The following is a 26,263-nucleotide window of genomic DNA, read 5'->3' as shown; positions in this document are numbered from 1 at the left end:
TGGCGCGGGTAGTTGCACGCGCGCTCTTTATTCTTCCGCATGGAATGGGATGTCATGTCCTCACGCACCTCCGCGCTCCCGGGCGGCCTGCTGGCGCTGGCGATCGGGGCGTTCGGCATCGGCCTCACCGAGTTCGTGATCATGGGGCTGCTCCCCCAGGTCGCCGCCGACTTCGCGGTCAGCGAGTCGGTCGCCGGCTGGCTCATCTCCGGGTACGCGCTCAGCGTCGCCGTCGGCGGGGTGGCGCTGACCGCGGCGGTCACCCGACTGCGCCGCAAGCCGGTGCTGCTCGGGCTGATGCTGCTCTTCATCGCCGGCAACCTGCTCTCCGCGCTGGCCGGCGACTACCGGACCATGCTGGCCGGCCGGATCGTCGCGGCGCTCTGCCACGGCGCGTTCTTCGGCATCGGCGCGGTGGTGGCCGCCGGCCTCGTCGCGCCGGCCCGCCGGGCGGGCGCGATCGCCATGATGTTCGCCGGACTCACCGTCGCCAACGTCCTCGGCGTCCCGTTCGGCACGTTCCTCGGCCAGCACTTCGGCTGGCGCTCGACGTTCTGGGCGATCACCGCCATCGGCGTGGTCGCGCTGGCCGGGCTGGCGCTGCTGGTGCCCGGTCGAGGTCCCGCCACCGACGCCGCCACCGGTGGTGGCCTGCGCCGCGAGCTGCGCGCCTTCACCCGGCCGCAGGTCTGGTTCTCGCTGGTGGTCACCGTGCTCGGCTTCGGCGGCATGTTCGGCGCGTTCACCTACATCGCCTACACGCTGACCGAGGTGAGCGGCTTCGCCACCGGCACCGTCCCGTGGTTGCTCGTGCTCTTCGGCGTCGGGCTGTTCGCCGGCAACCTCGCCGGCGGCCGGGCCGCCGACAGGTCGCTGCCGGTCACCCTGGTCACCGTGCTCGCGGTGCTCACCCTGGTGCTCGTCGGCTTCGCGCTGACCGCCGCGAACCCGGCGCTCACCGTGGTCGCGCTGGTGCTGATGGGCGCGTTCGGCTTCGCCACGGTGCCGCCGCTGCAGATGCGGATCATGAGGTACGCCCACCAGGCCCCGACGCTCGCCTCCGGCGCCAACATCGCCGCGTTCAACCTCGGCAACGCGCTCGGCGCCTGGATCGGCGGCCTGACCATCAGCGCCGGCCTGGGCTTCACCGCCCCGATATGGGCGGGCGCCGGCCTGACCCTGCTCGGCCTGGCGGTCCTCCTGCTCGCCGAGCGCGCCGCCCACCGCACCCCCACCACCCCGACCCCCACCACGCCGCCCCCCACCCCACGAGACCTGTCCCCCACCCCTTCCTGACCCACCCACCCACCCACCCCACCGTCACCGCACCCGCACCCGCACCCGCACCCGCACCCGTCGATCTTGCAGTTTCGGCCCCCGAAATGGGCTGTTCGCACCCTTTGCCGGGGCCGAAAGTGCAAGATCGCGGAGCGGAGGCGGGGCGGGGCGGGGCGGGGCGGGGGCGGGGCGGGAAACGGGGGTGACGGCGGGGTGGGGAGGGCGGGGTTATGCTCGGGGTCGACCGGCGGTGGGGCCCGCCGTCCCGGGACGCGCCGGGAGAACCGCGAACGTCGCCAACGGTCCCTGCCAGTGATGCCCGTGCTGGTGGGAGGCACCGTGTCCCGACCGTCCGAGTCCCGCGTCGACCCCGACGTCGATCTCCGCGTCCCCGCCGACCGGGCGGAGCTGACCGCCCACCCGGCCGCGGTGCTGGGCGTGATCGCCGCCGGTGGCGCGTTGGGCGCGCTGGCCCGCGCCGGCGCCCAGGCCGCCGTGCCGCATCCTCCCACCGGTTTCCCGTGGGCCACGTTCGGCGTCAACGTCCTCGGCTGCCTGTTGATCGGCGCGCTGATGGCGGTGCTCACGACCCGCCCGGCCGGCCCGCTGGTCCGGCCGTTCCTCGGCGTCGGGGTGCTCGGCGGGTTCACCACGTTCTCCGCGTACGCGGTCGACGCGCAACACCTGGTGGCGGCCGGGGCGCCGGGCACCGCGCTGGCCTACCTGGTGGCGACCGTGCTCACCGCGCTGCTGGCGGTCGCCGCCGGGGACGCGCTGACCGGCCGGCTGCTGGCCGTCCGGGGCGGGGTGGCCCGGTGACCGTCCTGCTGATCGTGGTCGGCGCGGCGCTGGGCGCCCCGCTGCGCTACCTCACCGACCGGGCGGTGCAGGCCCGCCACGACTCGGTGTTCCCGTGGGGCACGCTGACCGTCAACGTGGCCGGGTCGCTGCTGCTCGGCGCGGTGCTCGCGGTGCCGGCCGCCCCGGGGGTCACGGCGCTCGTCGGCACCGGCTTCTGCGGCGCGTTGACCACCTGGTCCACGCTCAGCTACGAGACGCTGCGGCTGGCTCGCACCGGCCCGCGGCTGCACGCGTACGCGAACGTGCTCCTCAGCGTGGTCGCGGGCCTCGGCGCGGCCTTCCTCGGCTACGCGCTGGCCACCGCGGTGGCCGGTTGACGGGGCAGCCGTCGGGGGCGGGACGGCGATAGCATCCGGCCAAGCTGCGAGAGGAAGCCGCCATGGAACCGCGCCATCTGGCCGACCGGGTCTGGTTGTTCCCCGGCGATCCCGATCCGGGCGCGATCCGGCCCGCCGTGGCGGTGGTCGCCGACGAGCGCGGCAGCGTGCTGGTCGACGCCGGCCACAGTCCCGCGCACGCCCGGGAGATCCGCGCCGGGCTCGCCGCCGCCCGGCTGCCGGAGCCGCGCTGGCTGGTCTACACCCACCACCACTGGGACCATGTCTGGGGTGCCTGCGCCTGGCCGGGCGTGGAGATCGTCGGGCACGAGGCCGGCGTCGCCCCGCTGCGCGCCGAGGCGGCCCGCCCGTGGAGCCACCGGCACCTGCGCGAGCGGGTGCGCGAGGAGCCCCGGCTCGGCCCCAGCTACCGGGCCCGGGCGCTCGCGATGGACGACTGGGACGGCTTCGCCGTGCTGCCGCCGACCCGCACGTTCACCGACGAGCTGATGCTGCCCACGGGTGTGGTGCTGCGGCACGTCGGTGGCGGGCACGCACCGGACTCCACGGTGGTGCTGGTGCCGGACTCCCGGGTGCTGCTGCTCGGCGACTGCTGGTACCCGCCTCCGCTGCACGAGCGCACCCCGACCGACGGGCCGGATCTGGAGCTGGCGCGCAGCCTGCTCTCCGACCACGTCGAGTGGTACGTCTCCGCCCACGACGAGCCGCTGCGTCGGGACCAGGCCCGCGCCGCGCTGGGCGACTGAACGAGGCGCGGAGCGGCACCGGTCAGCGCTTGCGGCGTTCCGGGTGGGCCCGGTTCCAGGCCCGCATCCGCTCCGGATAGCCGGTGCGGGCCGCCTCGTAGAGTGGCACCGCGTGCCGCTGGGCGATCTTGCCGGCGACCCGGGGCGAGCCGGTGCGACGGCGGATCCACTCCCCGTCGTGGGCGATGGCGACCACCGTGGTGTCGGTGGCGGTGGTCTCCGGCTCCAGATAGAACTCGACCCCGCGCCGGCTGGTCACGAACGCCTCCAGCTGCGCCAGGTCCTCCCGGTTCGCCTCGCGGTCGAGCTTCGTCGGGGTCGTCGGGTCGGCGGCTCGTCGACTGAACCAGCCCATGCCCGCCTCCTCTCCTCGGCGTCTCGACCAGTGCAGCACGCGCGGCTGGCAGGCGCCTGGGAGCCCGGTGGGAGTCGGCTGGGCCGCGCTCAGCCGGCCGGGGTCTTCGCGGCGGGCGGCTGGCGCAGCACCGGCACCAGCGCGAGCGTGGGCAGCAGGAGCAGCGGCACCACGCCGAGCGCGTTCAGCACCCCGAAGTGGTCGCCGAGGAAGCCGAGCAGCGGCGGCCCGGCGAGGAAGGCGGTGTAGCCGATCACCGCGACCACGCTGACCCGGGCGGGCGCCTTGTCCTCGTCGTCGGCGGCGGCGCTCATCCCGACCGGGAACCCGAGTGACGCGCCGATCCCCCACAGCGCCACCCCGACCACGGCGAGGGGGCCGGAGCCGGCCAGCACGGCCAGGGTCGCGCCGGCGGCGGCGAGCCCGATGGTGCCGAACAGCACCGGCACCCGACCCCAGCGGTCGATGGCGACCGTGCCGGCGGTGCGGCCGAGGGTCATGCCGACCACGAAGACGCCGAACACGGCGGCGCCGACCGCCTCGTCGACCCCGTACCCGTCCACGAACGCCACCGCCAGCCAGTCGTTGGCGCTGCCTTCGGTGAACGCCATGACCAGGACCAGCAGGCCCACCAGCAGGGTGCGCGGCTCCCGCCAGGCGGCCAGCAGCGCGCGTCGCCGGGCCGCCGGCGCGCCCGCGTCGGTCGACTCGGCCGGCGCGGACAGGAACGCCCGGGCCCCGAGCAGCGTGCCGGTCAGGATCAGTACGGCCAGCACCGGCAGGTGCACCTCGATCGGTACGCCGAGCCGGGCGGCGCCCGCGCCGAGCCCCGCCCCGGCGACCGAGCCGAGGCTCCAGGCGGCGTGGAAGCGGGGCATGATCGTGCGGCCGAGCCGTTTCTCCACGGCCGCGCCCTCGACGTTCATCGCCACGTCGCACAGGCCGGAGCCGAAGCCGAACGCGGCGAGCCCGAGCCCGACGCCGAGCGCCCAGCCGGCCAGGCCGGTGGCGAGGCCGGCAACGGTCATGCCGAGCGCGACCAGCACTGTCGCCACGACGACCGTGCGGGCCGGGCCGAGCCGCTGGGTGACCAGGCCGGCGGCCGGCATGGCCAGCAGCGCGCCCACCGACATGCAGAGCAGCAGCAGGCCGAGCCGGCCCGGGGTGAGGCCGAGCGCCTCCCGGGCCGCCGGCACCCGGGAGAACCAGCTCGCCACCGCGAGACCGTTGAGGGCGAAGACGACGGCGACGCCGGTGCGGGCGGCCAGCACCGGCCGGGACGCCGGTGGCCGCCGCGCGGCCGGCGCGTCGAGAGTGTCGCTCACGTGCGGTCGTCCCTTCCCCGAATGGTTCCCGACGACGATCGCACACCTGAGAGCGCTACCACCACAAGCCCGCCCGCCCCTTACCCGGCGCGGCCGGGACCGGGCATGATGCGACCCATGGGTACGCCTACCGCACGACCTGCCAGGCTCGACGACGTGGCTCGGGCGGCCGGGGTGTCGCGGGCCACCGCCTCGCGGGTGCTCGGCGGCTACGGCTTCGCCTCGGCGGACGCCCGGGCGCGGGTGGGCGCCGCCGCCGACCGCCTCGGCTACGTGCCGGACCGGACCGCCCGGGCGCTGGTGCGCGGCGCCGGGGTGCGGCTGGTGGTGGCCGTGGTGGGCCGCGACGACCGGGTCTTCGACGACCCGTACGTGCACCGCGTGGTCAGCGCCGCGTCGCGGGTGTGCGGGCCGCACGGGGTCGGGGTGGCACTGGAGTGGCTGCCACTGGCCGACCCGTCCGGCCTGGGCCGCCTCGGGGCCGACCGGGGCGTCTGCGGCGTAATCCTGGTGAACACCACGCAGGCGGCGCTGGACGCGGTGCCGGCCCGGCTGCACGGCCGGGTGGTCTCCATCGGGCGGGGTTCGGCAACCGTGCCGTCGTTCGACGTGGACAACGCCGCCGGCGCCGGCGCGGTGCTGCGTCACCTGTACGCCACCGGCCGCCGCCGCATCGTCATGGTCACCGGCCCGCGCTGGCTGACCTGCGCGGAGCGGTCGGTGACGGCGTACCGGGAGCTGATGCGCGCGTCCGGGGCGCCGGCCCGGCTGGTGACCGGCGACTTCACCGCGGCCCGCGGCGGTTCGGCGGCGCTGGCGGCGCTGCGCCGGTGGCCGGACGTGGACGCGGTCTACGCGGCCAGCGACGCGACCGCGTTCGGCGTGATCGCCGCGTTGCGCGGCCACGGCGTGCGGGTGCCGCACGACGTGGCGGTCGCCGGTTTCGACGACCTGCCGTACGCGGCGATGAGCAGCCCGGCGCTGACCACCGCCACCCACCCGGTCGACCGGATCGCCGCCGCGGCGGCCACGGCCGTGCTGACGGAGGCGCCGGTGGCACCGAGCACCGCGTTCGCCTCGACGCTGGTGACCCGGGAGAGCGCCTGAGGTGACGGCGGTCAGCGCTCCGGCCCGGTGACCGCCGCGTCGACCCGGCTGAGCACTGTGGCGTCGTCGTCCACGCCCACCCCGCGCAGCAGGTCGATGGCGGTGGCCCGGACCTGGCCGATGATCATCGCGAGCGGCAGGGTCGGGCCGGCGGTGTAGAGCCGACCGGCCGACCGCACGGCCTCCAGCGCCGCCGTGTCGGCCCGCCCGGCGTGCCCGTCGGCGAGCTGCTCCTGGCCGCCGAGGTCGGCGGCCAGGGCGTCGCCGGCCGCGCGTACCGCCTCGGCCAGCGTGCGGACGGTGCCGCCGAGGTCGGCCGGCGCCGGCGCGGCGCCGCGGGTGAACGTGACCGCGGCCCGGGCCAGCACGCGGACGTTGCGCACGGCGTAGTCGATCTGACGGATCGAACCTTCGACCGAGCGCAGGCGGCCGAGGTGGCGGCGGCGTCGGACGTTGAGCCGCAGCGCCTCGCCGGCGGCCTGGACCGCGCCGCGCAGCCGTTCCACACCGGCGTCGGCGTGCCGGGCCCGTTCCAGCGCGGCCAGCGCCGCGGTGTCGTCGGCGTCGTCGAGCGCGGTCGCGATGTCGTCGAGCACGTCGGCCAGCTCGGCGAACGTGTGCCGGAACTCGGCGACCAGCGGGGCGAGCGGCCGACGGGCGTCGACGAGCTGGCTGGCGACCACCGCCACCGCGCCGCCGATCAGCGCGTCGACGAACCGGAACGGGATCAGCGACTCGGTCGGCGGCGACACCACCACCAGGTAGAGCGCGGAGACCGCGGCCTGCACCACGGTGACCGAGCTGGCGCCGACCGCGACCGCCAGCGAGACGGTGAGCAGGATGACGGTGAGCACGGTCCAGGTGGTGCGCGGGCCGAGCGCCTGCACCACCAGGTCGGCCACGAGCACGCCGGCGGCGACACCGAGCACCACCTCGACCGCGCGACGGATCCGCTGGCCGCGCGCCTGGCCGAGCACGATCAGCGCGGCGGCGGGGGCGAAGAACGGCTGCGGGTGCCCGACCAGCCGGGTGGCGAGCATCCAGGCGACGGTGGCCGCCACCGTCGCCTCGACGACCGGCAGCCAGCCCCGCCGCAGCCGCCCGGCCGCCTCGCGTACGGCTGTCGCGGCCCGTCCCGTGGTTCCCGCCATCGCCGACCTTCCTGTTCCGCCCGCACCCATCCTGCGGCCTCCCGGGCCGGACGGCAGTGATCGGCGGCATCCGGTCCCGGGTCAGGCGCCGGTGAACGCGCGCAGCAGGGTGCGTACGCCGGCTCTCAGGTCGTCCCGGCTGGCCGGGGTCCCGGGCGGCGGCGCGCTGAGCGCCCCGGCGCCGACCAGGCGGTCGAAGAGCAGCCCGTCGACGAACGCCACGAACTGGTCGCCCTGCCGGACCGGGTCCGCGGCGCCGGCGCGGGCCAGCAGCTCCCGGGCCTGCACCCGGAGGACGCTGCCGTGGTGCAGGATCCGGCGCAGCTCGGGCCGGTGGGTCGCCTCCAGCAGGCAGGCGTAGCGGGCGAGGGATCGGCTGCGCCCGACGGTCAGCCAGCGGTCCAGCACCTCGGCCACCCCGGCGGCGAGCTGGTCGAGCCCGTCCGGCCCGAGCGCCGGGGCGGGCCCGGTCGGGGCCGTGGGCAGGTCGTGCGCGACCAGGTCCTCGCGGTCCAGGTCGGCCAGGCGTTGCACCACCGCCTCGATGAGGGCCTGCCGGGTACGCAGGTACGCCGAGGTGGTGCCGGGTGGCATCCCGGCCCGGGCGTCGACCGCGCGGTGGGTGAGCGCCCGCATGCCGCCGCCGGCGACCAGTTCCACCGCCGCGTCGGCGAGCACGGCCACCCGGGCCGCCCGTGTGCTCACGTCCGCTCCCCCCTCGATCGGCTCCGTCGGGCGTAGTATCGCTTTCTACACCTGTAGAAGGAGGCACGGGGTGGACGACACGCACGCGGTGGTGGTCGGCGCGGGCATCGGCGGGCTGGCGGCGGCGCTGGCGCTGCATCGGCGCGGGTGGCGGGTCACCGTGCTGGAGCGCGCCGCCCGCCCCCGCGAACTCGGCACCGGCCTGACCCTGATGACGAACGCGCTGCGCGGTCTCGACGCGCTGGGCCTTGGCGACGCGGTCCGGCGCGACGGCACGCCCGACACCCCCGGTGGGCTGCGCGCCAGCTCCGGCCGGTGGCTGTCCCGGGTCGACGGCGCCGACCTGGAACGCACCCTCGGCACCTCGGCGCTCGGGATCCACCGGACCGCGCTGCACCGCGTGCTGCGGCACGCGCTGCCCGCCGAGGTGCTCCGCACCGGCGTCGACGTGGTGGACGTCGACGCCGACGCGCCGGCGGTGACCTACCGGGCGGACGGCGGGGTCCACGACCTCGCGGCCGACCTGGTGGTCGGCGCGGACGGGCTGCACAGCCTGCTGCGCCGGCGGTTGTGGCCGGCGCTGCCGCCGCCGGCCTACTCCGGCTCCACCGCGTGGCGCGCGGTGGTCCCCTGGCCCACCCCGGTGGCGACCGCCGTCACCTGGGGCGCCGGGCGCGAGTTCGGCACCGTCCCGCTCGGCGACGGCCGGCTCTACTGGTACGCCGCGGACGTGGCGCCACCCGGCGGCCGGGAGCCGGACGAGCTGGCCGCGGTGCGGGAGCGGTTCGGCGACTGGCACGACCCGATCCCGGCGCTGCTGGCCGCCACGCCGCCGGAGGCGGTGCTCCGCACCGACCTGCTGCACCTGGCCACCCCGCTGCCGAGCTACGTGCGAGGTCGGGTGGCGCTGCTCGGCGACGCCGCGCACGCCATGACACCGCACCTGGGCCAGGGCGCGTGCCAGGCGATCGAGGACGCCGTGGTGCTCGGCGCCGCCTGCGCGGGCGGGTCGGCGGACCTGGCCGGCGCGCTGGCCGCGTACGACGGGCAACGGCGACCACGCAGCCAGGCCGTGGCCCGGGCGGCGCTGCGCACCGCGCGCTACGGCCAGCAGCTCCGGCACCCGCTGGCGCGCGCCCTGCGCGACACCGTGCTCCGGCTCACCCCGTCCCGGGCGGCGCTGCGCGGCATGGCCCGGTACGCCGACTGGCAGCCACCGGGCTGAGCGTCGGCGTACCGGGCCGCTCGGTCAGCGGGCGACCAGCAGCAGCAGGCCCCGGCCGCGCAGCAGATAGCCGGTACCCTGGCCGCCCAGCGCCGCCTCGGCGCCCGGCCGGGCCACCTGCTCCGGGCCCTCCGCCCAGGTGGAGGTGTCGGTGACCCGGTACCACTGCTTGCCGGCGCCGGGCGAGGGCAGCGTGAAGCCGACGTCGCCGGACCAGCCGTTGTAGCCGACATAGATCGCCGACGCCGGGTCGCCGAACTCGGTGCCGTCGATCCGCCAACCGAGCGCGTGGTTGTTCGGGTCGTTCCAGTACCCGGCGTCCGGGGCGGCCCCGGCCGGGGTGAACCAGGCGAGCTGGCCCAACCCGTTGCCGTTGCCGTCGGCGGACGAGTAGAACGTTGCCGGCCGCAGCGCCGGGTGCGCGGCGCGGAACGCGGCCAGGCGGGAGGTGAACGCGCGGAACGCGCTCTGGTTCGCGTCCGGGTTCCAGGTCAGCCAGTTGGCCGACGAGTCGAGGTTGTACGGGTTGTTGTTGCACCGCACCCCGCGCAGCACCTCGTCACCGCCGGTCATCATCGGGGTGCCGGCGGAGAGCAGCAGCAGCGCCTGGCCGGTGCGGGCGGCCCGGCGCTGGTCGGCCGCGACGCCGCCCTGGTCCCAGGAGCGGTTGTCGTCGCTGCCGCCGTCGGACGGGCCGTACGGCCAGGGCTGGTTGTTGTTCTTCGCGTTGCAGGCGTAGAGGTCGCGCAGGGTGAACCCGTCGTGGGCGACGAGGAAGTTCACCGAGTTACCCGGCCGGCGGCCGTCGTCGCCGTACAGGTCCGCGGAGCCGGCGAGCCGGGTGGCGAGCTGGCCCGGGGTGACCGGGTCGTAGCCCATCCGGTTCTGGTCGCTGCGCACCGTGTCCCGGTACTGGCCGTTCCACTCCGACCAGCCGGCCGGCAGGTTGCCCACCTGGTAGGTGCCGGCGCCGATCGCCCAGGGCTCGCCGATCCAGTCCACCCCCGCGCCGCCGCCGGCCGGGCGGGCCGGCATCTCCCGGACGATCCGGTTGAGCGCGGTGCCCGGGTCGGTGCGGCTGTAGCGGTAGCAGCCGTGCTGGCAGGTGTTGCCGAGCACGGTGGCCAGGTCGTGCCGGAACCCGTCGACGCCGAGCGTGTCCTTCCAGTACGCCAGCGAGTCGACGATCAGGTCCTGGGCGACCGGGTGGTAGGTGTTGTAGTTGCCGCCCACCCCGGTGTTGTCGTACGACGCCTGCCGGTCGGCGGTCAACGAGTAGTAGGTGGGGTTGTCGAGCCCGCGCCAGGACCACAGGTCGTAGGCCGGGGCGCCGCCGATCGTGCGCGCCCCGCCCTCGCCGGTGTGGTTGTAGACCACGTCGAGCAGCACCTTGATCCCGGCGTCGTGGAACGCCTTGACCATGGCCTGGAACTCGCGGGTCGGGCCGCCCGGGGAGCGGTCGGCGGCGTACCGCCGGTCGGGGGCGAACCAGTTGAGCGTCATGTAGCCCCAGTAGTTGTCCTCGGCGGTGCCGGTCGGGTCGACGTCGTTGGTGTCGTTCTGCGTCTCCTGCACCGGCAGGAACTCCACCGCGGTCACGCCGAGCGAGGCGAGGTAGCCGGCCTTGGTCGCGGCCCCCCGGTAGGTGCCCCGCCAGGCCTCCGGCACGCTCGGGTCGTCGCGGGTGAGGCCGCGTACGTGCACCTCGTAGAGCACGTCGTCCTTGAACGCCCGGGTGGGCTTGACGCCGGTGGCGCCGGTCGCGACGGCGAGCACCGCGCCCTTCGGGGCGTACGGGCCGCTGTCCACGGTGCGGTGGGCCGGCCCCGAGGCGTAGACGGTGTCGTCGGTCGCGCCGGGGCGCAGCGGGTCGTGGCTGAGTTCCCGGGCGTACGGGTCGACGAGCAGCTTGTTGGGGTTGAACCGGTTGCCGGCGGCGTCCACGTCGGCCACGAAGCCGGCGGACGAACCCTTGGTCCAGGTGCTGGTCCACGGCCAGTTCGGCCCCCAGGCCCGGTAGCCGTACCAGATCGTGCCGGTGAGGCCGTGGGTGTCGCGCAGGGTGGCGACGTCGACGGTGACGCCGAAGACCGCCGACGCGTCGCGGGTGAGCACGTAGCTGACCTTCTCGGCGGCGCCGGTGGGCGCGGCGTACAGGTAGACGGCGATCCGGGTCGCGGCGGCGGAGTGGACCCGGAACGTGATGGTCGAGCCGGTGGCGTCGTAGCGGGCGCCGAGCGCGCGGGCGTCGACGGCGGCGCCGGCGGGTGGCGCGGCGGCGGTGAGGCCGACGGCGGACAGCACCGCGGCGAGGAGCAGGGCGAGGACCGGACGGGGTCTGGGCATGGCGGTCTCCGACGGGGACGCGGGTGGACGGTGCGTGCGGACGTCGGCCGACTTCCGGCTGTTGCAAAAACTTGCAAGTTTTGCCGGAAAGATAACAGTCGATTTCAACCAGGTAAAGAGGTCCGGGTCGATCGACCCTGGTCGCCGCCGCCCGCCCTGGTCCCCAATGGAGGTGAGGAGAGGGGGTCCGGATGAGCACGGAATCGTGGCGCCGGCAGATGAGGTGGATGTACCGGGGTGGCCGACCGAACCGGCTCGCCCGGGTGCTGAACGGGCTCGCCGCGCGGCAGCACTCCGCCGGGCTCGGCCCCCGGCACTGGGTGACGCTGGAGGTGCGGGGCCGGCGCAGCGGCCGGACGGTCGCCCTGCCACTGGTGGTCGCCGACCACGAGGGCGAGCGCTACCTGGTGTCGATGCTCGGCGACCGGGTCAACTGGGTGGCCAACGTCCGGGCCGCGGGCGGGCGGGCGGTGCTGCGCCACCGCGGTCGGGAGGCGGTCCGACTGGTCGAGGTCGACGTCGCCGACCGGCCGCCGATCCTGCGTCGCCACCTCGCGCTCGCCCCCGGCGCACGTCCGCACGTGCCGGTCGACAGGCACGCCCCGCTCACCGAGTTCGCGCGCGTCGCCCCGACCATCCCGGTCTTCCGGATCGTGGCGGACCGGCCGGCGCCGGAAACAGCGGAATGACAACCTTTCAGGATATCGATCGGGCGCGTTTGCGGGGTCGTCCGAATGGGAGAGGCAGCCGGTAAGATCGGCGACAAAGCGGCGGCTGATCGCTGACTGTCGAGCCCGTCCCGACCGCCCACACTGGGCGCATGAATACGAGACTCCGCCGCAGCCGGATATTCAGCCTCGCGGTGTGTCTCGCCCTCGTGGCGACACTGAGCGGCTGCATGCAGCTCAACCTCGGGTTGACCGTGAACCCCGACGACACGATCTCCGGCCAGCTCCTGCTGACCGCGCAGAAGTCCGTGCTCAAACAGCGCAACCCGGACGTCGCGGTGGCCTTCGCCGAACTGCGGCAGAACATTCCCACGCTTCCCGCCGGCACCGAGACCCGGTACGAGGACCCCAACTTCTACGGCATTCAGATCACCTACCGGAAAACACCGTTGGCGCAATTCACGAGCGAGAGCGTGAATCTTGTTCGGGACAACGATCTCTATCGCTTCTCACTCCCCCTGGATCCGAAGAAATACGGCGGAAAGGTGGCCGAACAGGATCCACGGAACCAGCAGGCGTTCATGACCTTGATGTCGTTCGAGATCTCGGTGACGTTCCCGGGCCGGGTACTCGACACCAACGGCGCGATCACCGGCCGCTCGGTGAGCTGGAAGGTGGTCGCCAACCAGCCCAAGCCGGCCGAACTGCGGGCCGTCGCCGAGGCGCCACCGGCGCCGCCCACCAGCGCGGTCGCCGCAGTGGTCGACGGCGGCTCCTTTCCCTGGCTGCCGGTCGTCGCCGGCGCGGTGGTCCTGCTGCTGGTCGTCGCCGTGGTGGTCGTGCTGCTGCTGCGCCGCCGCCGGGGCGGGAGCACGGTCGCGACACCGGCCGCGCCCACCACCGGACCGGCCGCGCCCGCCGCGCCGGCCACGCCGACGCCCCCCGCCGGTCCACCGGCCTGAGTCCCGCCGGCCCGGCCTCCTCCGGAGGTCGACCGTCGGCCCTCGACCACCGGCGACAACCCGCCGGTCCCCACCGCCGACCGGGCGGACCCCGTGGCGACAACCGCGGGCCGCCGCACCATCCCACCCGAGGCCGCACCACCGCACCGTCGAAAAGGGGGATCGCCGTGAACGATCTCTTCACCTGGGCCGCTCTGGGCAGTCTGACCGGCGCCAGCGCCGCCACCCTGCTCGCCACCAACGTCATCGGCGGCCTGATCGGGCCGAGCGGCGACAAGGCGCGCAAGTGGATCGCGCTGGGCTTCGCGCTCCTGCTCTCCTACCTGACCGCCGCGTTCGCCGACGCCGGCCCGGAAAAGTGGATCATCGCGTTCTTCAACGGGCTGGTCATCTTCTCCGCCGCGCTCGGCATCAACCAACTGCCCCCGGGCAACCGGCAGGCGACGCAGGCGTCGCCGACCCAGCTCGCCCAGGGGCGTGAGCCCCGCTACGTCCGCTCCTGGGTCTGAGAGAGGTGACCGTCATGGTCTTCGGCATCCTCAGCGCCGCCGTCCAGGTCGTCTTCGGCGCCGTCCTCGGGCAGCTCGCCGCCGGCACCGTCGGCCTGCTGGTCGGCGCGGTCGTCGGGTTGCTCGTCGGCGCGCCCTTCGGCTGGGCCACCGCCTCCGCCGGCACCTACGGCGCCGACGCGAAGGGGATCTTCCTCTTCGTCGTCGACCACACGTGGAGCCTGCTCAACACGTTCGCCGGGGCGCTCTACCTGGCCCTGCACCTGGTCTTCGGCCACCAGCTCGACCGGGTCGTCTCGGCCGGCAGCGGCCGGGTCAACGTGGTCGAGGGCGTCTCGCCCCGCTACGCCACCACCATCGGCACCGTCTGCGCCGGGTCCAGCCCGGGCATCCAGCGGCACGAGGACGTGCACGTGTTCCAGGCCCGACTGCTCGGCCCGCTCTACCTGCCGCTGGTCGCGCTCAACTACGCACTGTTCACCATCGCCCCGGTGTGGCTGCTCTGGCACGACCACACCAACGCGCCGATCAACCGGTTCACCCGCTACTTCGAGATCGGCGTCTACCCGCACGTCTGGAACGAGGCCATCGCGTACCGGATCCAGGGGACGCCGCCGCGATGACAGGCGCGATCGAGGCGGCCGTCGCGGACGTCACGTCCTGGCTGGCCGGGGCGGCGGGTGAGCCCGTCCCGGTCGGCCCGCCACGCGACGACCCGGACGGCGGCCTCACGGTCTGGCCGCTGGACCTGCGGCCGGCCCGGCAGACCGCGACCGGCGGCGCGGCGCGCGAACCGTACCGGTTCGTGCTCCGGCTGCTGGTCAGCGGCGGCGGGCCGGCGGCGCTGCCGGCGCTGGACCGGGTGCTCGCCGCGGCCACCACCGGCACCGGCCGGCCGGAGCTGGTGCTGGACGCCGGCGACCCGGCACTGTGGCGGGCGCTCGGCGTGGCGCCCCGACCGGCGCTGCTGCTCGACGTGCCGGCGCGGATCGACCGGCCGACGCCCACCGCGCCGCCGGTGCGGCAGCCGCTACGGCTGCGGCAGCTCGACATGCGCACCCTCGACGGCCGGGTGGTCGGGCCGCAGGACCAGCCGCTCGCCGCGATGCGGGTGGAGCTGGTCGGCACCGCCCAGGCCACCGAGACCGACGCCGCCGGCCGGTTCCGGCTGGTCGGCGTGCCGCACGACCCCGACGCACCGGACCGTCCGGTGCGGATCCGGCTGGTCGGCCGGGGGCGCGTGCACACCGCCGAGCTGGACCCGGCCGGCGACGACCTGGTCGTCGTCCACGCCCCCGACTGACTCCCCAGGAGGACCGATGCCCACCTACTTCTCCCCCGGCATCTACGTCGAGGAGGTGCCCTCCGGGGCCCGCCCGATCGGGCCGGTCGGCACGAGCACCGCCGCCTTCGTCGGGGTCGCGCCGAACCGCACCGCGCACGTCGACCGGCCGCTGGCGGTCAACAGCTGGACCGAGTTCCTGCGCCTCTACGCCGACGGCGAGCACCTGGAGAGCACGCCGCTGGCCCGGGCCGTGTTCGGCTTCCTGGACAACGGCGGCACCCGCTGCTGGGTGGTCAACGTGGGCGAGGGCGGCCAGCTCACCGGCACCGGCGGGCGGCGCGGCGGGCTGCAGGTGCTGGAGGCGATCGACGAGATCTCCATCCTGGCCGCGCCCGGCTACCACGACCCGGTCTCGCACGAAGCCCTGATCAGCATGGCCGAGCGGCTGCGCACCATGGTCGCGATCTGCGACCCGCCGCCCGAGGTGGCCGACGTCTCCCGGCTCACCCGCGTCGCCACCCCCGCCAAGCCCGCGTCGGGGCCGTCGGCCGGTAAGCCCGCCTCGCCCGACAAGCCCGCCGAGGGTACGCCGAAGGACGCCGACGACGAGCCGCCCGGCACCGGCGGTGACCGGCCCCGGCAGTCCGACTTCGCCACCTTCTACTTCCCCTGGATCCGGGTCCGCGACCCGCTCGGCGGCGACCTGGTGCTCACCCCGCCGAGCGGGCACGTGGCCGGCATCTGGGCCCGCACCGACGCGCTGCGCGGGGTGCACAAGGCGCCGGCCAACGAGCCGGTGCGCGGCGCGGTCGACCTGGCGTACCGGGTGACCCGGCCGGAGCACGACGTGCTGAACCCCAAGGGCGTCAACGTGATCCGGTTCTTCGCCGGCGAGGGCATCCGGCTCTGGGGCGCCCGTACGCTCGCCGCCGAGGCCAGCGAGTGGCGCTACCTGAACGTGCGCCGGCTCTCCATCTCCATCGAGCAGGCGATCGCCAACGGCACCCGCTGGATGGTGTTCGAGCCGAACGACTTCACGCTGTGGCGCTCGATCCGGCGCGACATCGGCGCGTTCCTGACCCGGGTGTGGCGCGACGGCGCGCTGCTCGGCCGCACGCCGGAGGAGGCGTTCTTCGTCAAGTGCGACGAGGAGACCAACCCGGCCGACGTCCGCGACGCCGGGATGGTGGTCGCGCACATCGGCATCGCGGTGGTCAAGCCCGCGGAGTTCGTGGTGTTCAAGCTGAGCCAGTGGGCCGGCGGCACCGAGACCGAGACGATCGGAGGCTGACATGCCGACCACTGCGACGCCGCAGCCGGGCGCACCCGTCGACCCGTACCGGGCGTACCACTTCAAGCTGCTCATCAACGGCGTCACCAACGGGCACTTCACCGAGGTCAGCGGCTTCGAGGTGGCGATTCCGTCGCTGGCCTACCGGGAGGCCGGCAACGAGCGCATCCGGGCCGTGCCCGGGCAGGTCGAGTACGCCCCGGTGACGCTGCACTTCGGCCTGACCAACGCCCGCGAGCTGTGGGACTGGGTGAACGCGGCGGCGAAGGGCACTGTCAACCGGCGCAACGTGTCGGTGGTGCTGCTCGACCCGGCCGGCACCGCCGAGGTGCTGCGCTGGAACATGATCAACGCCTGGCCGACCCGGTGGCGGGGCGCCCACCTGAACACCCTCTCCCAGGAGATCGCGATCGAGGCGCTGACCCTGGCGTACGAGGGACTGGAGCTGGAGTCCGGCAGTGCGGCCGCCCCGGCGACCGCGTGACCGGCTGGCCCGCGCCCTGCGGGCCACCGCCGACCGCCTGACCGCCCCCGGCGCCCCCGCCCACTCCGCACCCGCCGGGAGCCGGTCCACACTCGCCGGCGAGCTACCGGCGCGCCGCCCCGGCGAGCCACCCGAGCACTGGCTCCGCCTGGTCGCCGCGCACGCCCCCGGCCTCCTGCACGACCTGCCCCACCTTTCGCCCGTTCTCGGTGACCAAGGAGTCCACGTCGACAGCGGCCACGCCGCCGACACGAACTCCTTGGTCACCGACCGGTCGGTGGCGGGCCGGCTGGCCCGGCTGTGGCGGGCGTGGCGGGGGGACGGCGCCGGCTGGAGATCTTGGTACGAAAGGGCCCTCCTGGGGGCCGATTCCTACCAAGATCTCCCGTCCGTACCGGCTGATGGGACGGGTGTCCCATTCAGCGGTTCCGGTGCCGACGCGGTGCGTTCCGACGCGGACGACGTGTCGGCGTGGATCGCCGCGGGGTTCGCCGGACCGGACGGCGCCGGCCCGCGCCCGTCCCGGACAGGACCGCGGCCGACCGGAGCCGGACCGGCGTGGTGGGGCCGGACCGCCAGGAGTCGCGCGACCGGAGCGTCGTCCCGGCGCGCGCCCGAGGTCGGACCGGCCAGCGGCGCCGGCCCGCGGACAGACGGGGGTGGTCTTCCGACCCGCCACAGCACGCCGAGGCGGGACGGAACCGGACCGGGCGGCGCGTGGGAAACCGACGGCGTCGACGGGCCGGGCGGGACGTGGGGGCCCGCCGCCGCCGGACCGGGCGGCACGTCGGGCGGACTCGACCACGCCGGCGCGTCGGGTGCGCCCGGCCGTGCCGGCACGTCGGGCGGACCCGACTATGCCGGCGGGTGGGGCGGACCCGGCCATGGCGGCGGGTCGGGCGGACCCGGCCATGGCGGCGGGTCGGGCGGACCCGGCCATGGCGGCGGGTCGGGCGGACGCGGACCGGCCGACGCGTGGGAGCGGGGCGTAGGAGGAGCGGCCGGCCCATGGGGACGGCGCGTCGGTCCCGCCGGCACATCGGGTCCCGGTGACCCGGCCGGACCGGGCGGAGTGGGGGGAACCGACGGCGCAGTCGGGCCGGGTGGCTCCACGGGGCCGGGCCCGTCCGGGGGACACGGCAGACGGGGACGGGCCGACGCGACCGGAGCGGCCGGCGGAGACGGGTCGCCGGGGATCAGCCGGGCGGGGTGGTCGTTACGGCGCACGGGACGGCTCGGCCGGGACGGTGAGCGGGCGGGCCCGCCCGACGGCAGCCGCGCCGACGCCACCGCCGGGCCGGACCGGGGAGGGTGGCCGGGCGTCCGTCCACTCTCGTTCGCCCCGGCACGGCATGGTCCGGCGGCGGCCGACGGGTCGGGCGACACCGGCCGTCACCCGGCGCGGACCGATGCCGGGCACCGGGCCGACGACCGGTCGCCCGACGGGGAGCGCCGGGTGCCGCTGTCGTCACGGCAGCAGCGGGCGACGCAGCCGGCGGCGAGCGCGGTGGACGACGGCGGCCGGCGGCGTCCGTCGAGTCCGTGGCCCACCCTGCCGGACGAGGCCGGCGTCGGGTCACGCGGCACCGGACGGGTGGGCGGGACGCGGCCGGCGGCGGAGATCGGGGCGGCACACCGGGACCCGTGGCCGGCGCTGCCCGACGAGCCGGCGCCCCGGCCGGCGGTCGCGGGCGCGACCTGGCGGGAGAACCGGCTGGACCGGGAACAGGCGGGTGGCTGATGGAACGCGTCGCCTTCCTCGTGGACGAGTCCGGCACCCGGGTCGACTGCCTGCTCAACCCGGAGACCGTGCAGGTCACCCGGCTGGCCGGGGTCCGGCCCCGGGGCGGCCCGGACGGGCCGTTGACCGGCGCCGGCCTGGCCGACGACCCGCTGGTCTTCACCGGTGGCGGGCGCACCGAGCTGGTGCTGGACCTGCTCTTCGACGTCGACTTCGTGGAGTCGCCGGCCCGCCCCGAGGACGTCCGGGCGCTGACCCGGCCGCTGTGGATGCTCGCCGAGAACTCGGCGGTGGAGCACGGCTGGCCCCGCCCGCCGCTGGTGCGGCTGGTCTGGGGCAAGACCTGGAACGTCCCGGGCGTGATCGCGGCGATCGCGGAACGGTTCGACGCGTTCACGCTCACCGGCACGCCGCGCCGCTCCTGGCTGCGGTTGCGGCTGGTCCGGGTGGCGGAGACCGCCGACGCGGCCCAGGCCGGCTTCGAGGAGGAACTGGCCACGGCGAGCACCCCCACCGTGGCACCCGGCTCCGCGGTGGTCGCCGCCGCCGACGGCGCGGCCGAGCCGGGCTGGTCCGGGGTCCGCTTCGACCTGCTCGCGCACGACGCGTTGGGGTCGCCGCTGCGCTGGCGGCTGCTCGCCGCGCACAACCGGATCACCGATCCGCTGGCGGTGCCGGCCGGCACCGCGCTGGCGGTACCGGCGATCGGCGCCACCACGCCGCCGCCCGAGGCCGCCACCACGACGGGAGGCACGCCGTGACCGCAGGCCACACCACGACGGGAGGCACGCCGTGACCGCAGGCCACACCACGACGGGAGGCACGCCGTGAGCCGGGCCGCGACGGTGACAGTGGACGGGCGGCCGTTGGCCGACCCGACCCGGCTGCGCGGGATCCGGGTCGCCGCCCGCCTGGACCGGCCGACGCAGTGCGAGCTGGCCCTGGCCACCGCGCCCGGCGCGGGCGCACTCGACCCGGCGGTACGCCCCGGCGCCGCCCTCGACGTGCGCCTGGACGGCCACCCGGACGCCCTGTTCGCCGGCGAGGTGACCGCCGTGGAGGTGGAGTACGCCGGTGACGGCGCCGCGCTGCTCCGGATCCGGGCTTACGACAAGCTGCACCGGCTGCGTAAGCGGCAGGAGCTGCGGGTGTTCGAGTCAGTGACGGCCGCCGAGCTGGCCTCGGAGCTGTGCGCCGGGCTGGGCCTGAGCGTGGCCGCCGAGACCGACGGGCCGCGCCTGGAGCGGCTGCTGCAGCACCGGCACACCGACCTGGAGCTGCTGTGCGAGGTGGCCGGCCGGGCCGGGCTGCACCTGGCCGTGGACTCCGACCGGCTGCGGCTGCTCACCCTGGACGGCCACGGCGAGCCGGTGCCGTTGACCCTCGGCGAGAACGTGCACGCGCTGCGGGTCACCGAGAACCTGGACCGGGCCGGCGCGGAGTGCGCCGCGCTGGGCTGGCATCCGCAGCGCGCCGAGGCGCTCGGCCAGCGGGCCGGCGAGGCGCGCAGCGGACGGCGGATCCCGCTGCGTCCGGAGCCGGGCGACGTCGGCGCGGACGGGGTGCGGACCGCGGTGGACCAGCCGGCGCGCAGCGACGACGAGCTGGCCGCGCTGGCCCAGGCGGGGCTGGACGCGCGGGTCGCCGCGCTGGTCACCGCCGAGGGCACCGCCGAGGGTGACCCGGCGTTGCGGCCGGGCCGGCGGATCGCGCTGGCCGGCGTCCCGGAGCCGGTGGCCGGCGTGTACGTGCTCACCGAGGTGGTGCACACCGTCGACGCGGACGGCCACCTGACCCGGTTCTCCACCGCCCCGCCGGAGCCGCCCCCGGTGGCCGCGCCCCCGCCGGCGACGGTCACGCTCGGCACGGTCACCGACGTCGACGACCCGGACGGGCTGGGCCGGGCCCGGGTGACGCTGCCCGCGTACGGGGACCTGGACGCCGGCTGGCTGGCCGTGCTCTGTCCGGGCGCGGGCCGGGGCAAGGGCATCGTCGCGCTGCCCGACCCGGACGACACGGTGCTGGTGGCGTTGCCCGGCGGCGAGCCGGCGTCGGGCGTGGTGCTCGGTTCGCTGTTCGGCGCGGTCGAGCCCTACGACGCGGGGATCGTCTCCGGGCGGTCCCGGCGGTGGTCGATGCGGACCGGCACCGGGCAGTCGATCGTGATCGACGACGACGGGCGCACGCTGCGGCTGGCCACCGACGCGGGCAGCTTCGTCGAGCTGCGCCCCGAGCTGACCACCGTGCACGCCGCCGGCGACCTGGTGCTCTCCGCGCCGGGACGGGCCATGGTGGTGCGCGCGAAGACCGTCGACTTCCTGCACGCCCCGGCGGCCGAGGACGCCGAGACCGCCGCCGCCCAGGCCCGTACCCTCGCCCGTTCCTCCGGAGGTGGCTGATGCGCTGGATCCACCGCGACTCGCTGATCACCTGCGGGCACGACGGGCGGGTGACGAACCGCCCGTCGCAGCAGTGGGTCACCGTGCGGGGCGTGCCGGCGCTGGTGCGGCCCGACCCGGAGGGACGCGACATCACCGCCTGCCCGAACTACGGCCCGACGATCAAACCCTGCCTGCACACGATGACCGTGACGGTCGGCTACAGCGCCTGGGTGCGGGTGGACCGGCAGCCGGTGGTGCTGTCGCACCTGGACGGCCTCACCGACGGCACCCCGCCGGGCACCGTGCACCACCAGGTCCGCGACCCGCGGCAGATGTTCCTGGGGGCGGACCGGTGAGGGCGTTCCGCTTCGTCGGCGCCGGCTTCGACGCCGGTCGCGCCGGTGGTCTCGCGCTGACCGCCGCCGGCGGGCTCGCCATGACCGAGGGCGACGAGACGGTACGCCAGGCGCTGTACCTGCTGCTGTCCACCACCCCGGGCGAGCGTCTGATGCGTCCCGGATACGGGTCGCGGTTGCACCGGCTGGTCTTCGCGCCGAACGACGACACCACCGCCGGGCTGGCCATCCACTACGTGCGGCAGGCGATCCGGCGCTGGGAGCCGCGGGTGGAGGTGCTCGACGTGGACGCCGGGCCGGACCCGGACGACCCGTGGCGCCTGGTGATCCGGCTGGACTACCGGGTGCGGGCCAGCCTCTCCCCCGGCCAGCTGGTGTTCTCCGTCGACCTGCTGCCGCCCGACGACGACCCCGGCGACCGGCCGGACGAGGAGGCCACGTCATGACGCTGCCGGTGCCGCACCTGGACGACCGCGCCTTCCTCGACCTGGTCATCGAGGCGCGGGAACGGATCCGCCGTTCCTGCCCGGACTGGACGGACCTGTCCGCGCACGACCCGGGGATGGCGCTGCTGGAGGCGTTCGCCTACCTGACCGAGGTGATGATCTACCGGCTGAACCAGTTGCCGGAGAAGGCGTACGTCGCGTTCCTGAACCTGCTCGGCGCGACCCGGCACCCGCCGGCGGCGGCCTGGGCGGACGTGCGCCTGACCCGCACCGGCGCGGACCGCGCCGCGGTGCGGGTGCCGGCCGGGACCCGGGTCGCCGCGGCCCGCGGCGCCGACCCCCGGCCGGTCGTCTTCGTGACCACCGAGCCGGTGGTGCTGCCCGCCGGCGAGACCGAGGTGACGGTACGCGTGCACCACTGCGAGCCGGTCGAGGCGGAGCTGCTGGGCACCGGCACCGGCCAGCCCGGGCAGACGTTCCGGGCGGCCCGCGCGCCGCTGACCCGCACCACCGAGGCGCTGGACCTGCTGCTCGGGGTGGAGGTGCCGGCCGGTTCGGTGGAGCTGGGCGCCGCCGCCCGCGAGCACGAGGGCCGCACGTACGAGATCTGGCGGCCGGTGGACAGCTTCGCCGGCCTCGGCCCGCAGGCCAAGGTCTACCTGGTGGACCGGGCGTCCGGGGTGGTCACGTTCGCCCCGGCGCTGGACCTGCGCCCGGTCGCCGGGACCGGACCGGACGCGGGGACCGGGAGCGCCCCGGCCGACGAGGGGACGGCCGGGGCGACCACGGTGGCGGCGGTGCCGCCGGCCGGGCGGCAGGTGCGGCTCTGGTACCGGTGCGGCGGCGGGCCGGCCGGGAACGTGGCCGCCGGCGTGCTGACCAGCCTGCGCGACCCGCTGCCGGGACTGAAGGTGGACAACCCGCTGCCGGCCACCGGCGGTCGGGAGCTGGAGTCGCTGGATTCGGTGCTGGCCCGCGGGCCGTACGAGTTCTTCGCGCAGCAGCGCGCGGTGACCGCGCGGGACTTCGAGATCCTCGCCACCGGCTCCGGCGCGGTGGCCCGGGCCCGCGCGTTCACCCGGGCCACGGTCTACAGCTTCGCCCGGCCGGGCGAGGTGGAGGTGGTGCTGGTGCCGTACGTGCCGGAGGCGGCCCGCCCCGGCGGCCGGCTGCCGGTGGCGGTGCTGCGCGAGCACGAGGTGGAGGAGGCCCGCCGTCGGGTCGAGGCCGACCTGGAGCGGCGGCGCGCGCTGGGCACCGCGGTGCGGGCCGGTTGGGCCCGCTACAAGGCGGTCTCGGTGCGGGCCCGGGTGGTGGTGCGCCGCGAGGAGGACGTCGACGCGGTCCGCCGCCGCATCCACGACCGGCTGCACCAGACGCTGAGCCCGCTGCCCACGCCGCTCAACCCGACCGGCTGGGCGTTCGGCGAGCCGCTGCGCGCCTCCAACGTCTACCGGATGCTGGAACACGCCGAGCCGGGCGTGCGGTACGTCGAGTCGGTGCGCTTCGTGGTCGACGAGGCGCCGGACGCGCAGGTCCGCACCGTCGCCGTGGACCAGTACCAGCCCGACACCTGGTACGCCGGGCGCGGACCGGTGCTGTTCCGCTCGACCGACGCCGGCGCGGGCTGGGAGCCGGCCGGCCGGTTCGACGACGAGACGGTGGTCCGGGTGGCGCCCGCCCCCGCCCCGGTACGCCCGGGCGTGGTGCCCCGGGCCGGCTCGGTGGCGGTGGTGACGGCCCGCGACGCCGGTGGTTCCCGGGTGCGGCTCAGCACCGACCTGGGCGAGACCTGGGCGCTGCTCACCGACCTGGAGGCCGGGGTGCGGGACCTGGCCTGGATCGACCGGGACGGCACCGGCGCGCTGCTGCTGGCCACCGACGCCGGCCTCTACGAGGTGCCGCTGCTGCCCGGCGCGGTGCCGTTGCAGATCCTGGTCGACCCGGCCGACGCCGACCGGGGCTTCTACGCGGTGCGGTCGTTCGTCTCCGAGCGCGGCGCGCCCGGGGTCGCGGTCGCCGCGCAGGCCGGCTTCGGGGTCTACCTGTCCACCGCGGCCGGGCGCCCCGGCACGTTCGGCCACGTCGGCCTGGCCAACGTGGACAACCGGGTCCTCGCCGTGCAGTACGACGGCCCGGCCACGCTGCTGTGGTGCGGCGCGGGCGAGCCGCACCCGAAGAAGCCCGGCCAGGGCTGCCACCGGACCCGGCTGTTCGAGTCGGACGTGCAGTGGCAGTCGATGGCCGCCGGCTGGATCGGCGGCACCTGCCGGGACCTGGCGTTCAGTGGCCCGCTGGCGCTGGCGGCCACGCAGAGCGGCGGGGTGGTCCGGCTGGACACCCTCGCCGGGCAGCCGCAGTGGCGGTCGGTGTCGGTCAACTGCGGCCTGCCGCTGCGGGACCGGACCCGGTTCTCACCGGTGGACGCCATCGCCGCCACCGCGCCGTCCGGGAGCGGTGACCGGCTGGTCCTGGCCGGCGGCGAGCGCGGCGTCTATCGCAGCGGCGACGGCGAGGACTGGACGGCCAGCGCCAACCAGTCCACCGCCGACGTGGTCACCGTCCCCGGCACCTGGCTGCTCTGCTCCGGCGAGCACGACATCGAGGTGGTGCGGCAGGATGCGTCGAACGGCGATTGAGCGGCTGCTGCCGGCCGCCTACCAGCGGGCCGCCGGCCCGGGCAGCGTGCTGGGCGCGCTGCTGGACGTGATGGAGGCGCTGCACGCCCCGGACGAGGCGGTGCTCGCCGACGTCGACGCGCTGTTCGGGCCGTACCGGACGCCGGACGGGTTCGTGGCGTACCTGACCCGCTGGGTGGCGATGGACCACGTGGTGGCCGCGCCGCGCGCGGACGCGCCGCTGCCGCTGCCGTTGGGCCGGCTGCGTGACCTGGTCGCGCACGGCGCGCTGCTGGCCCGCTGGCGGGGCACGCCGTACGGGATGCGTACCGCGCTGGAGCTGGCCACCGGGGTGACCGGGTTCGTGCTGGACGAGCCGACCGATCGGCCGTTCCACCTGGTGGTGCGCGTGCCGCCGGCCGCCGCGGACCGGCTGGCGCTGGTCACCCGGATCGTCGAGGCGGAGAAGCCGGCCGCGGTCACCGTCGAGGTGGTCGCCGCCGACGACGTCGCCGACCCCGCGCCGTCCCCCGCCGAACCGCCGCCCGCCGAGCCGCCGCCGCCCGCCGAACCGCCGCCGCCCGCCGAACCGCCGCCGCCGACGGCGGAGCCGGTGCGCGCGGTCGGTCGGGCGCACGTGCCCCCGCCCCCGCCCCACGATCCGCCCGAGGAGCCGTCATGACCACCGAATGGACCGTCGTCGCCGCCGCCGAGCAGTTCACTCTGGACGCCCGCAACGCCGGTGAGCTGACCTTCACCGTGTCGAACCCGGGTGCGGCGCCGGACACCGTGGTGTTCGACGTGGCACCGGGCGAGGGCAGCCAGCGCGCCTGGTTCACGGTGGCCGAGCCGCAGCGGGTGGTGCCCGGGCAGGGCTCGGTGTCGGTCCTGGTCCGCCTCGCCGTGCCGGCCGGCACCCCGCCCCGGCGCTACGACATGACCGGGTTCGCGTACTCGGCGAACACCGCCCCGGAGGAGAGTTCCCGCTCCAGTGGCCGGGTGACCTACGACGTTCGGGCGGTGGTGGCGCCGAAGCGTTCGCCGTGGCCGTGGCTGGCCGCCGCGGCGGTGCTGCTGCTGGTGGTGACCGGCGTGGTGGTGTGGCTGGTGACCCGCGGGCCGGACGCTCCGCCGACGCCGCAGGCCCGGCCGGTGACGGTGGAGGCGGAGACGCTCGTCGCCGGCGCCCAGGTCACCTCGAAGACCGCCGCCAAGGCGGAGGTGGTGGCGCAGGACAACTGCTGCGGCGTGACCTGGTCCGGCGACAAGCAGCTCTTCTTCCTCGGCAAGGCGGTCGGCGACCGGGTGACCGTGCGGGTGGACCTGCCGTCGGACGGCACCTGGCGGTTCGCCACCGTGCGCACCACCGCGCCCGACTACGCGAACACCATCTGGCTGGTCGACGGCAAGCAGGTCGGCGACACGTTCTTCGGCTTCAGCCCGACCGTGGCCGTCACCGACGAGCCGGAGGTGGCCACGCTGGAGCTGACCCGGGGCGCGCACGAGCTGACGCTGGTGGCGGTGAGCAAGACCCAGGGCACCGACTCCTACTTCGCCGGGGTGGACCTGGTCCGGTTCACCCCGGTCGGCCAACCATGAGCGGCCGGCAGAAGGTGCTGCTGATCGCGCTGGCCGTGCTGCTGGTGGTGCTCTGGGTGGTGGCCGTGGCGGGGCAGCGCGACGGCCCGGGCGACCCGTCCGCCGGGCCGGGCCCGCTGGCCCGGCTCGGGCGCGGCGCCGGGGCGGTGGACCCGGCGACGGTGACCGTGGCGTGCGTACCGCCGGCCGCCGAACCGACCGCCACCGCCGACGGGGTGGTGGTCGGCTTCGGCGCCACCTGCCGGCTGCGGGTCGCCGACCCGGGCGCGCTGCGCACGCTGGTGCTGCGCGGCGCGACGCCGTTCGAGGTGACGGCCCGCGCCCCCGGCGACGCGGACGTCACGGTCACCGACGAGGTCACCGCCGGGCCGGACGGCGCGACGGTGGCGAAGGTGGCGGTGGACCGGGAGACCGAGGTGGTCCTGCGGTGCCCGGGAGGTGGCGGGTGCACGGTCACTGTCGCCCGGTCCTGACCGGGCCCGCCGA

At 75.9% G+C, this 26,263-nt stretch carries 27 protein-coding genes; 22 read left to right on the top strand and 5 right to left on the bottom strand.

What is annotated here, in order from left to right; genetic code table 11:
• Positions 1-54: 54 nt before the first annotated feature.
• The 4 genes from O7598_RS12190 to O7598_RS12175 all read left to right on the top strand — a co-directional run bounded on the left by O7598_RS12190 (position 55) and on the right by O7598_RS12175 (position 3,223).
• Positions 55-1,296: an MFS transporter gene (locus tag O7598_RS12190; RefSeq protein WP_269691441.1), complete on the top strand. Its 1,242-nt coding sequence runs from the start codon at positions 55-57 to the stop codon at positions 1,294-1,296.
• Between the two features lie 297 nt (positions 1,297-1,593).
• Positions 1,594-2,097, top strand: coding sequence for a fluoride efflux transporter FluC (locus O7598_RS12185; RefSeq protein WP_442929851.1), 504 nt, complete (start codon positions 1,594-1,596; stop codon positions 2,095-2,097).
• Entirely contained in the window at positions 2,094-2,456 is a 363-nt protein-coding gene (locus tag O7598_RS12180; protein ID WP_269691440.1) for a fluoride efflux transporter FluC, read from the top strand. Before O7598_RS12185 ends, O7598_RS12180 begins: the two co-directional genes overlap by 4 nt.
• A 62-nt stretch (positions 2,457-2,518) precedes the next feature.
• On the top strand, positions 2,519-3,223 hold the full coding sequence (locus tag O7598_RS12175) for an MBL fold metallo-hydrolase (protein WP_269691439.1): 705 nt from the start codon (positions 2,519-2,521) through the stop codon (positions 3,221-3,223).
• A gap of 22 nt (positions 3,224-3,245) precedes the next feature.
• Here O7598_RS12175 and O7598_RS12170 read toward each other — a convergent pair whose 3' ends face one another.
• Positions 3,246-3,578, bottom strand: coding sequence for a hypothetical protein (locus O7598_RS12170; RefSeq protein WP_269691438.1), 333 nt, complete (start codon positions 3,576-3,578; stop codon positions 3,246-3,248).
• 89 nt (positions 3,579-3,667) lie between these two features.
• The gene (locus tag O7598_RS12165; RefSeq protein ID WP_269691437.1) at positions 3,668-4,903 is read right to left on the bottom strand and encodes an MFS transporter; all 1,236 of its coding nucleotides are present in this window, start codon (positions 4,901-4,903) and stop codon (positions 3,668-3,670) included.
• Positions 4,904-5,020: 117 nt separating this feature from the next.
• Here O7598_RS12165 and O7598_RS12160 point away from each other — a divergent pair, with 117 nt between their 5' ends.
• Positions 5,021-6,010 carry a LacI family DNA-binding transcriptional regulator gene (locus O7598_RS12160; RefSeq protein ID WP_269691436.1) on the top strand — a complete coding sequence of 330 codons (990 nt, stop codon included), beginning with the start codon at positions 5,021-5,023 and terminating at the stop codon, positions 6,008-6,010.
• A gap of 11 nt (positions 6,011-6,021) precedes the next feature.
• On the opposite strand, the gene O7598_RS12155 is transcribed toward O7598_RS12160, so the two are convergent.
• Together O7598_RS12155 and O7598_RS12150 are read right to left on the bottom strand one after the other, a co-directional pair.
• Complete coding sequence (locus O7598_RS12155) at positions 6,022-7,161, bottom strand: FUSC family protein (protein ID WP_269691435.1); 1,140 nt, start codon at positions 7,159-7,161, stop codon at positions 6,022-6,024.
• Positions 7,162-7,242: 81 nt separating this feature from the next.
• Positions 7,243-7,866 carry a TetR/AcrR family transcriptional regulator gene (locus tag O7598_RS12150; protein WP_269691434.1) on the bottom strand — a complete coding sequence of 208 codons (624 nt, stop codon included), beginning with the start codon at positions 7,864-7,866 and terminating at the stop codon, positions 7,243-7,245.
• Between the two features lie 70 nt (positions 7,867-7,936).
• Between O7598_RS12150 and O7598_RS12145 the strand changes: the two genes are divergently transcribed.
• The gene (locus tag O7598_RS12145) at positions 7,937-9,091 is read left to right on the top strand and encodes an FAD-dependent oxidoreductase (RefSeq protein ID WP_269691433.1); all 1,155 of its coding nucleotides are present in this window, start codon (positions 7,937-7,939) and stop codon (positions 9,089-9,091) included.
• 24 nt (positions 9,092-9,115) lie between these two features.
• Here O7598_RS12145 and O7598_RS12140 read toward each other — a convergent pair whose 3' ends face one another.
• Entirely contained in the window at positions 9,116-11,437 is a 2,322-nt protein-coding gene (locus O7598_RS12140) for an isoamylase (protein ID WP_269691431.1), read from the bottom strand.
• A gap of 191 nt (positions 11,438-11,628) precedes the next feature.
• On the opposite strand from O7598_RS12140, the gene O7598_RS12135 reads away from it, so the two are divergent.
• The 16 genes from O7598_RS12135 to O7598_RS12060 all read left to right on the top strand — a co-directional run bounded on the left by O7598_RS12135 (position 11,629) and on the right by O7598_RS12060 (position 26,250).
• Positions 11,629-12,126: a nitroreductase/quinone reductase family protein gene (locus O7598_RS12135; protein WP_269691430.1), complete on the top strand. Its 498-nt coding sequence runs from the start codon at positions 11,629-11,631 to the stop codon at positions 12,124-12,126.
• A 131-nt stretch (positions 12,127-12,257) separates the two neighbouring features.
• Complete coding sequence (locus tag O7598_RS12130) at positions 12,258-13,067, top strand: LppM family (lipo)protein (protein ID WP_269691429.1); 810 nt, start codon at positions 12,258-12,260, stop codon at positions 13,065-13,067.
• 167 nt (positions 13,068-13,234) lie between these two features.
• The gene (locus O7598_RS12125) at positions 13,235-13,576 is read left to right on the top strand and encodes a hypothetical protein (protein WP_091055940.1); all 342 of its coding nucleotides are present in this window, start codon (positions 13,235-13,237) and stop codon (positions 13,574-13,576) included.
• Between the two features lie 14 nt (positions 13,577-13,590).
• On the top strand, positions 13,591-14,199 hold the full coding sequence (locus O7598_RS12120; protein ID WP_269691428.1) for a glycine zipper family protein: 609 nt from the start codon (positions 13,591-13,593) through the stop codon (positions 14,197-14,199).
• On the top strand, positions 14,196-14,879 hold the full coding sequence (locus tag O7598_RS12115) for a carboxypeptidase-like regulatory domain-containing protein (protein WP_269691427.1): 684 nt from the start codon (positions 14,196-14,198) through the stop codon (positions 14,877-14,879). The genes O7598_RS12120 and O7598_RS12115 overlap by 4 nt, the downstream gene beginning before the upstream one ends.
• Before the next feature lie 16 nt (positions 14,880-14,895).
• Positions 14,896-16,152 (top strand): phage tail sheath family protein, encoded by a 1,257-nt coding sequence (locus tag O7598_RS12110; protein ID WP_269691426.1) that lies wholly within the window; start codon positions 14,896-14,898, stop codon positions 16,150-16,152.
• 1 nt (position 16,153) lies between these two features.
• A complete protein-coding gene (locus O7598_RS12105) occupies positions 16,154-16,636 on the top strand; it encodes a phage tail protein (protein ID WP_091055932.1) in 483 nt (160 codons plus the stop codon).
• A gap of 1,456 nt (positions 16,637-18,092) precedes the next feature.
• Positions 18,093-18,377: a hypothetical protein gene (locus O7598_RS12100; protein WP_269691425.1), complete on the top strand. Its 285-nt coding sequence runs from the start codon at positions 18,093-18,095 to the stop codon at positions 18,375-18,377.
• Positions 18,377-19,138, top strand: a complete 762-nt coding sequence (locus O7598_RS12095; protein ID WP_269691424.1) for a CIS tube protein — start codon at positions 18,377-18,379, stop codon at positions 19,136-19,138. Before O7598_RS12100 ends, O7598_RS12095 begins: the two co-directional genes overlap by 1 nt.
• A 66-nt stretch (positions 19,139-19,204) precedes the next feature.
• Positions 19,205-20,776 (top strand): phage baseplate assembly protein V, encoded by a 1,572-nt coding sequence (locus O7598_RS12090; protein ID WP_269691423.1) that lies wholly within the window; start codon positions 19,205-19,207, stop codon positions 20,774-20,776.
• Positions 20,776-21,114, top strand: a complete 339-nt coding sequence (locus O7598_RS12085; protein WP_269691422.1) for a hypothetical protein — start codon at positions 20,776-20,778, stop codon at positions 21,112-21,114. Before O7598_RS12090 ends, O7598_RS12085 begins: the two co-directional genes overlap by 1 nt.
• Complete coding sequence (locus tag O7598_RS12080) at positions 21,111-21,560, top strand: GPW/gp25 family protein (RefSeq protein ID WP_269691421.1); 450 nt, start codon at positions 21,111-21,113, stop codon at positions 21,558-21,560. The genes O7598_RS12085 and O7598_RS12080 overlap by 4 nt, the downstream gene beginning before the upstream one ends.
• Positions 21,557-24,199, top strand: coding sequence for a putative baseplate assembly protein (locus O7598_RS12075; protein ID WP_269691420.1), 2,643 nt, complete (start codon positions 21,557-21,559; stop codon positions 24,197-24,199). Before O7598_RS12080 ends, O7598_RS12075 begins: the two co-directional genes overlap by 4 nt.
• Positions 24,180-24,860: a phage tail protein gene (locus tag O7598_RS12070; RefSeq protein ID WP_269691419.1), complete on the top strand. Its 681-nt coding sequence runs from the start codon at positions 24,180-24,182 to the stop codon at positions 24,858-24,860. Before O7598_RS12075 ends, O7598_RS12070 begins: the two co-directional genes overlap by 20 nt.
• Positions 24,857-25,777, top strand: coding sequence for a hypothetical protein (locus tag O7598_RS12065; protein WP_269691418.1), 921 nt, complete (start codon positions 24,857-24,859; stop codon positions 25,775-25,777). The genes O7598_RS12070 and O7598_RS12065 overlap by 4 nt, the downstream gene beginning before the upstream one ends.
• Positions 25,774-26,250: a hypothetical protein gene (locus O7598_RS12060; RefSeq protein WP_269691417.1), complete on the top strand. Its 477-nt coding sequence runs from the start codon at positions 25,774-25,776 to the stop codon at positions 26,248-26,250. Before O7598_RS12065 ends, O7598_RS12060 begins: the two co-directional genes overlap by 4 nt.
• Positions 26,251-26,263: the final 13 nt, after the last annotated feature.

The organism is Micromonospora sp. WMMC241 (genome assembly GCF_027460165.1).
GTDB lineage: Bacteria > Actinomycetota > Actinomycetes > Mycobacteriales > Micromonosporaceae > Micromonospora > Micromonospora humi.
This window is presented reverse-complemented; position numbering and strand designations above follow the sequence as displayed.

Bases quoted from the DNA above. Each gene is read 5' to 3' on its own strand.
- O7598_RS12190 (WP_269691441.1), top strand. From the start codon at position 55: ATGTCCTCACGCACCTCCGCGCTCCCGGGCGGCCTGCTGGCGCTGGCG.
- O7598_RS12185 (WP_442929851.1), top strand. From the start codon at position 1,594: ATGCCCGTGCTGGTGGGAGGCACCGTGTCCCGACCGTCCGAGTCCCGC.
- O7598_RS12175 (WP_269691439.1), top strand. From the start codon at position 2,519: ATGGAACCGCGCCATCTGGCCGACCGGGTCTGGTTGTTCCCCGGCGAT.
- O7598_RS12170 (WP_269691438.1), bottom strand. From the start codon at position 3,578: ATGGGCTGGTTCAGTCGACGAGCCGCCGACCCGACGACCCCGACGAAG.
- O7598_RS12160 (WP_269691436.1), top strand. From the start codon at position 5,021: ATGGGTACGCCTACCGCACGACCTGCCAGGCTCGACGACGTGGCTCGG.
- O7598_RS12155 (WP_269691435.1), bottom strand. From the start codon at position 7,161: ATGGCGGGAACCACGGGACGGGCCGCGACAGCCGTACGCGAGGCGGCC.
- O7598_RS12140 (WP_269691431.1), bottom strand. From the start codon at position 11,437: ATGCCCAGACCCCGTCCGGTCCTCGCCCTGCTCCTCGCCGCGGTGCTG.
- O7598_RS12135 (WP_269691430.1), top strand. From the start codon at position 11,629: ATGAGCACGGAATCGTGGCGCCGGCAGATGAGGTGGATGTACCGGGGT.
- O7598_RS12130 (WP_269691429.1), top strand. From the start codon at position 12,258: ATGAATACGAGACTCCGCCGCAGCCGGATATTCAGCCTCGCGGTGTGT.
- O7598_RS12120 (WP_269691428.1), top strand. From the start codon at position 13,591: ATGGTCTTCGGCATCCTCAGCGCCGCCGTCCAGGTCGTCTTCGGCGCC.
- O7598_RS12115 (WP_269691427.1), top strand. From the start codon at position 14,196: ATGACAGGCGCGATCGAGGCGGCCGTCGCGGACGTCACGTCCTGGCTG.
- O7598_RS12110 (WP_269691426.1), top strand. From the start codon at position 14,896: ATGCCCACCTACTTCTCCCCCGGCATCTACGTCGAGGAGGTGCCCTCC.
- O7598_RS12105 (WP_091055932.1), top strand. From the start codon at position 16,154: ATGCCGACCACTGCGACGCCGCAGCCGGGCGCACCCGTCGACCCGTAC.
- O7598_RS12095 (WP_269691424.1), top strand. From the start codon at position 18,377: ATGGAACGCGTCGCCTTCCTCGTGGACGAGTCCGGCACCCGGGTCGAC.
- O7598_RS12085 (WP_269691422.1), top strand. From the start codon at position 20,776: ATGCGCTGGATCCACCGCGACTCGCTGATCACCTGCGGGCACGACGGG.
- O7598_RS12075 (WP_269691420.1), top strand. From the start codon at position 21,557: ATGACGCTGCCGGTGCCGCACCTGGACGACCGCGCCTTCCTCGACCTG.
- O7598_RS12070 (WP_269691419.1), top strand. From the start codon at position 24,180: ATGCGTCGAACGGCGATTGAGCGGCTGCTGCCGGCCGCCTACCAGCGG.
- O7598_RS12065 (WP_269691418.1), top strand. From the start codon at position 24,857: ATGACCACCGAATGGACCGTCGTCGCCGCCGCCGAGCAGTTCACTCTG.
- O7598_RS12060 (WP_269691417.1), top strand. From the start codon at position 25,774: ATGAGCGGCCGGCAGAAGGTGCTGCTGATCGCGCTGGCCGTGCTGCTG.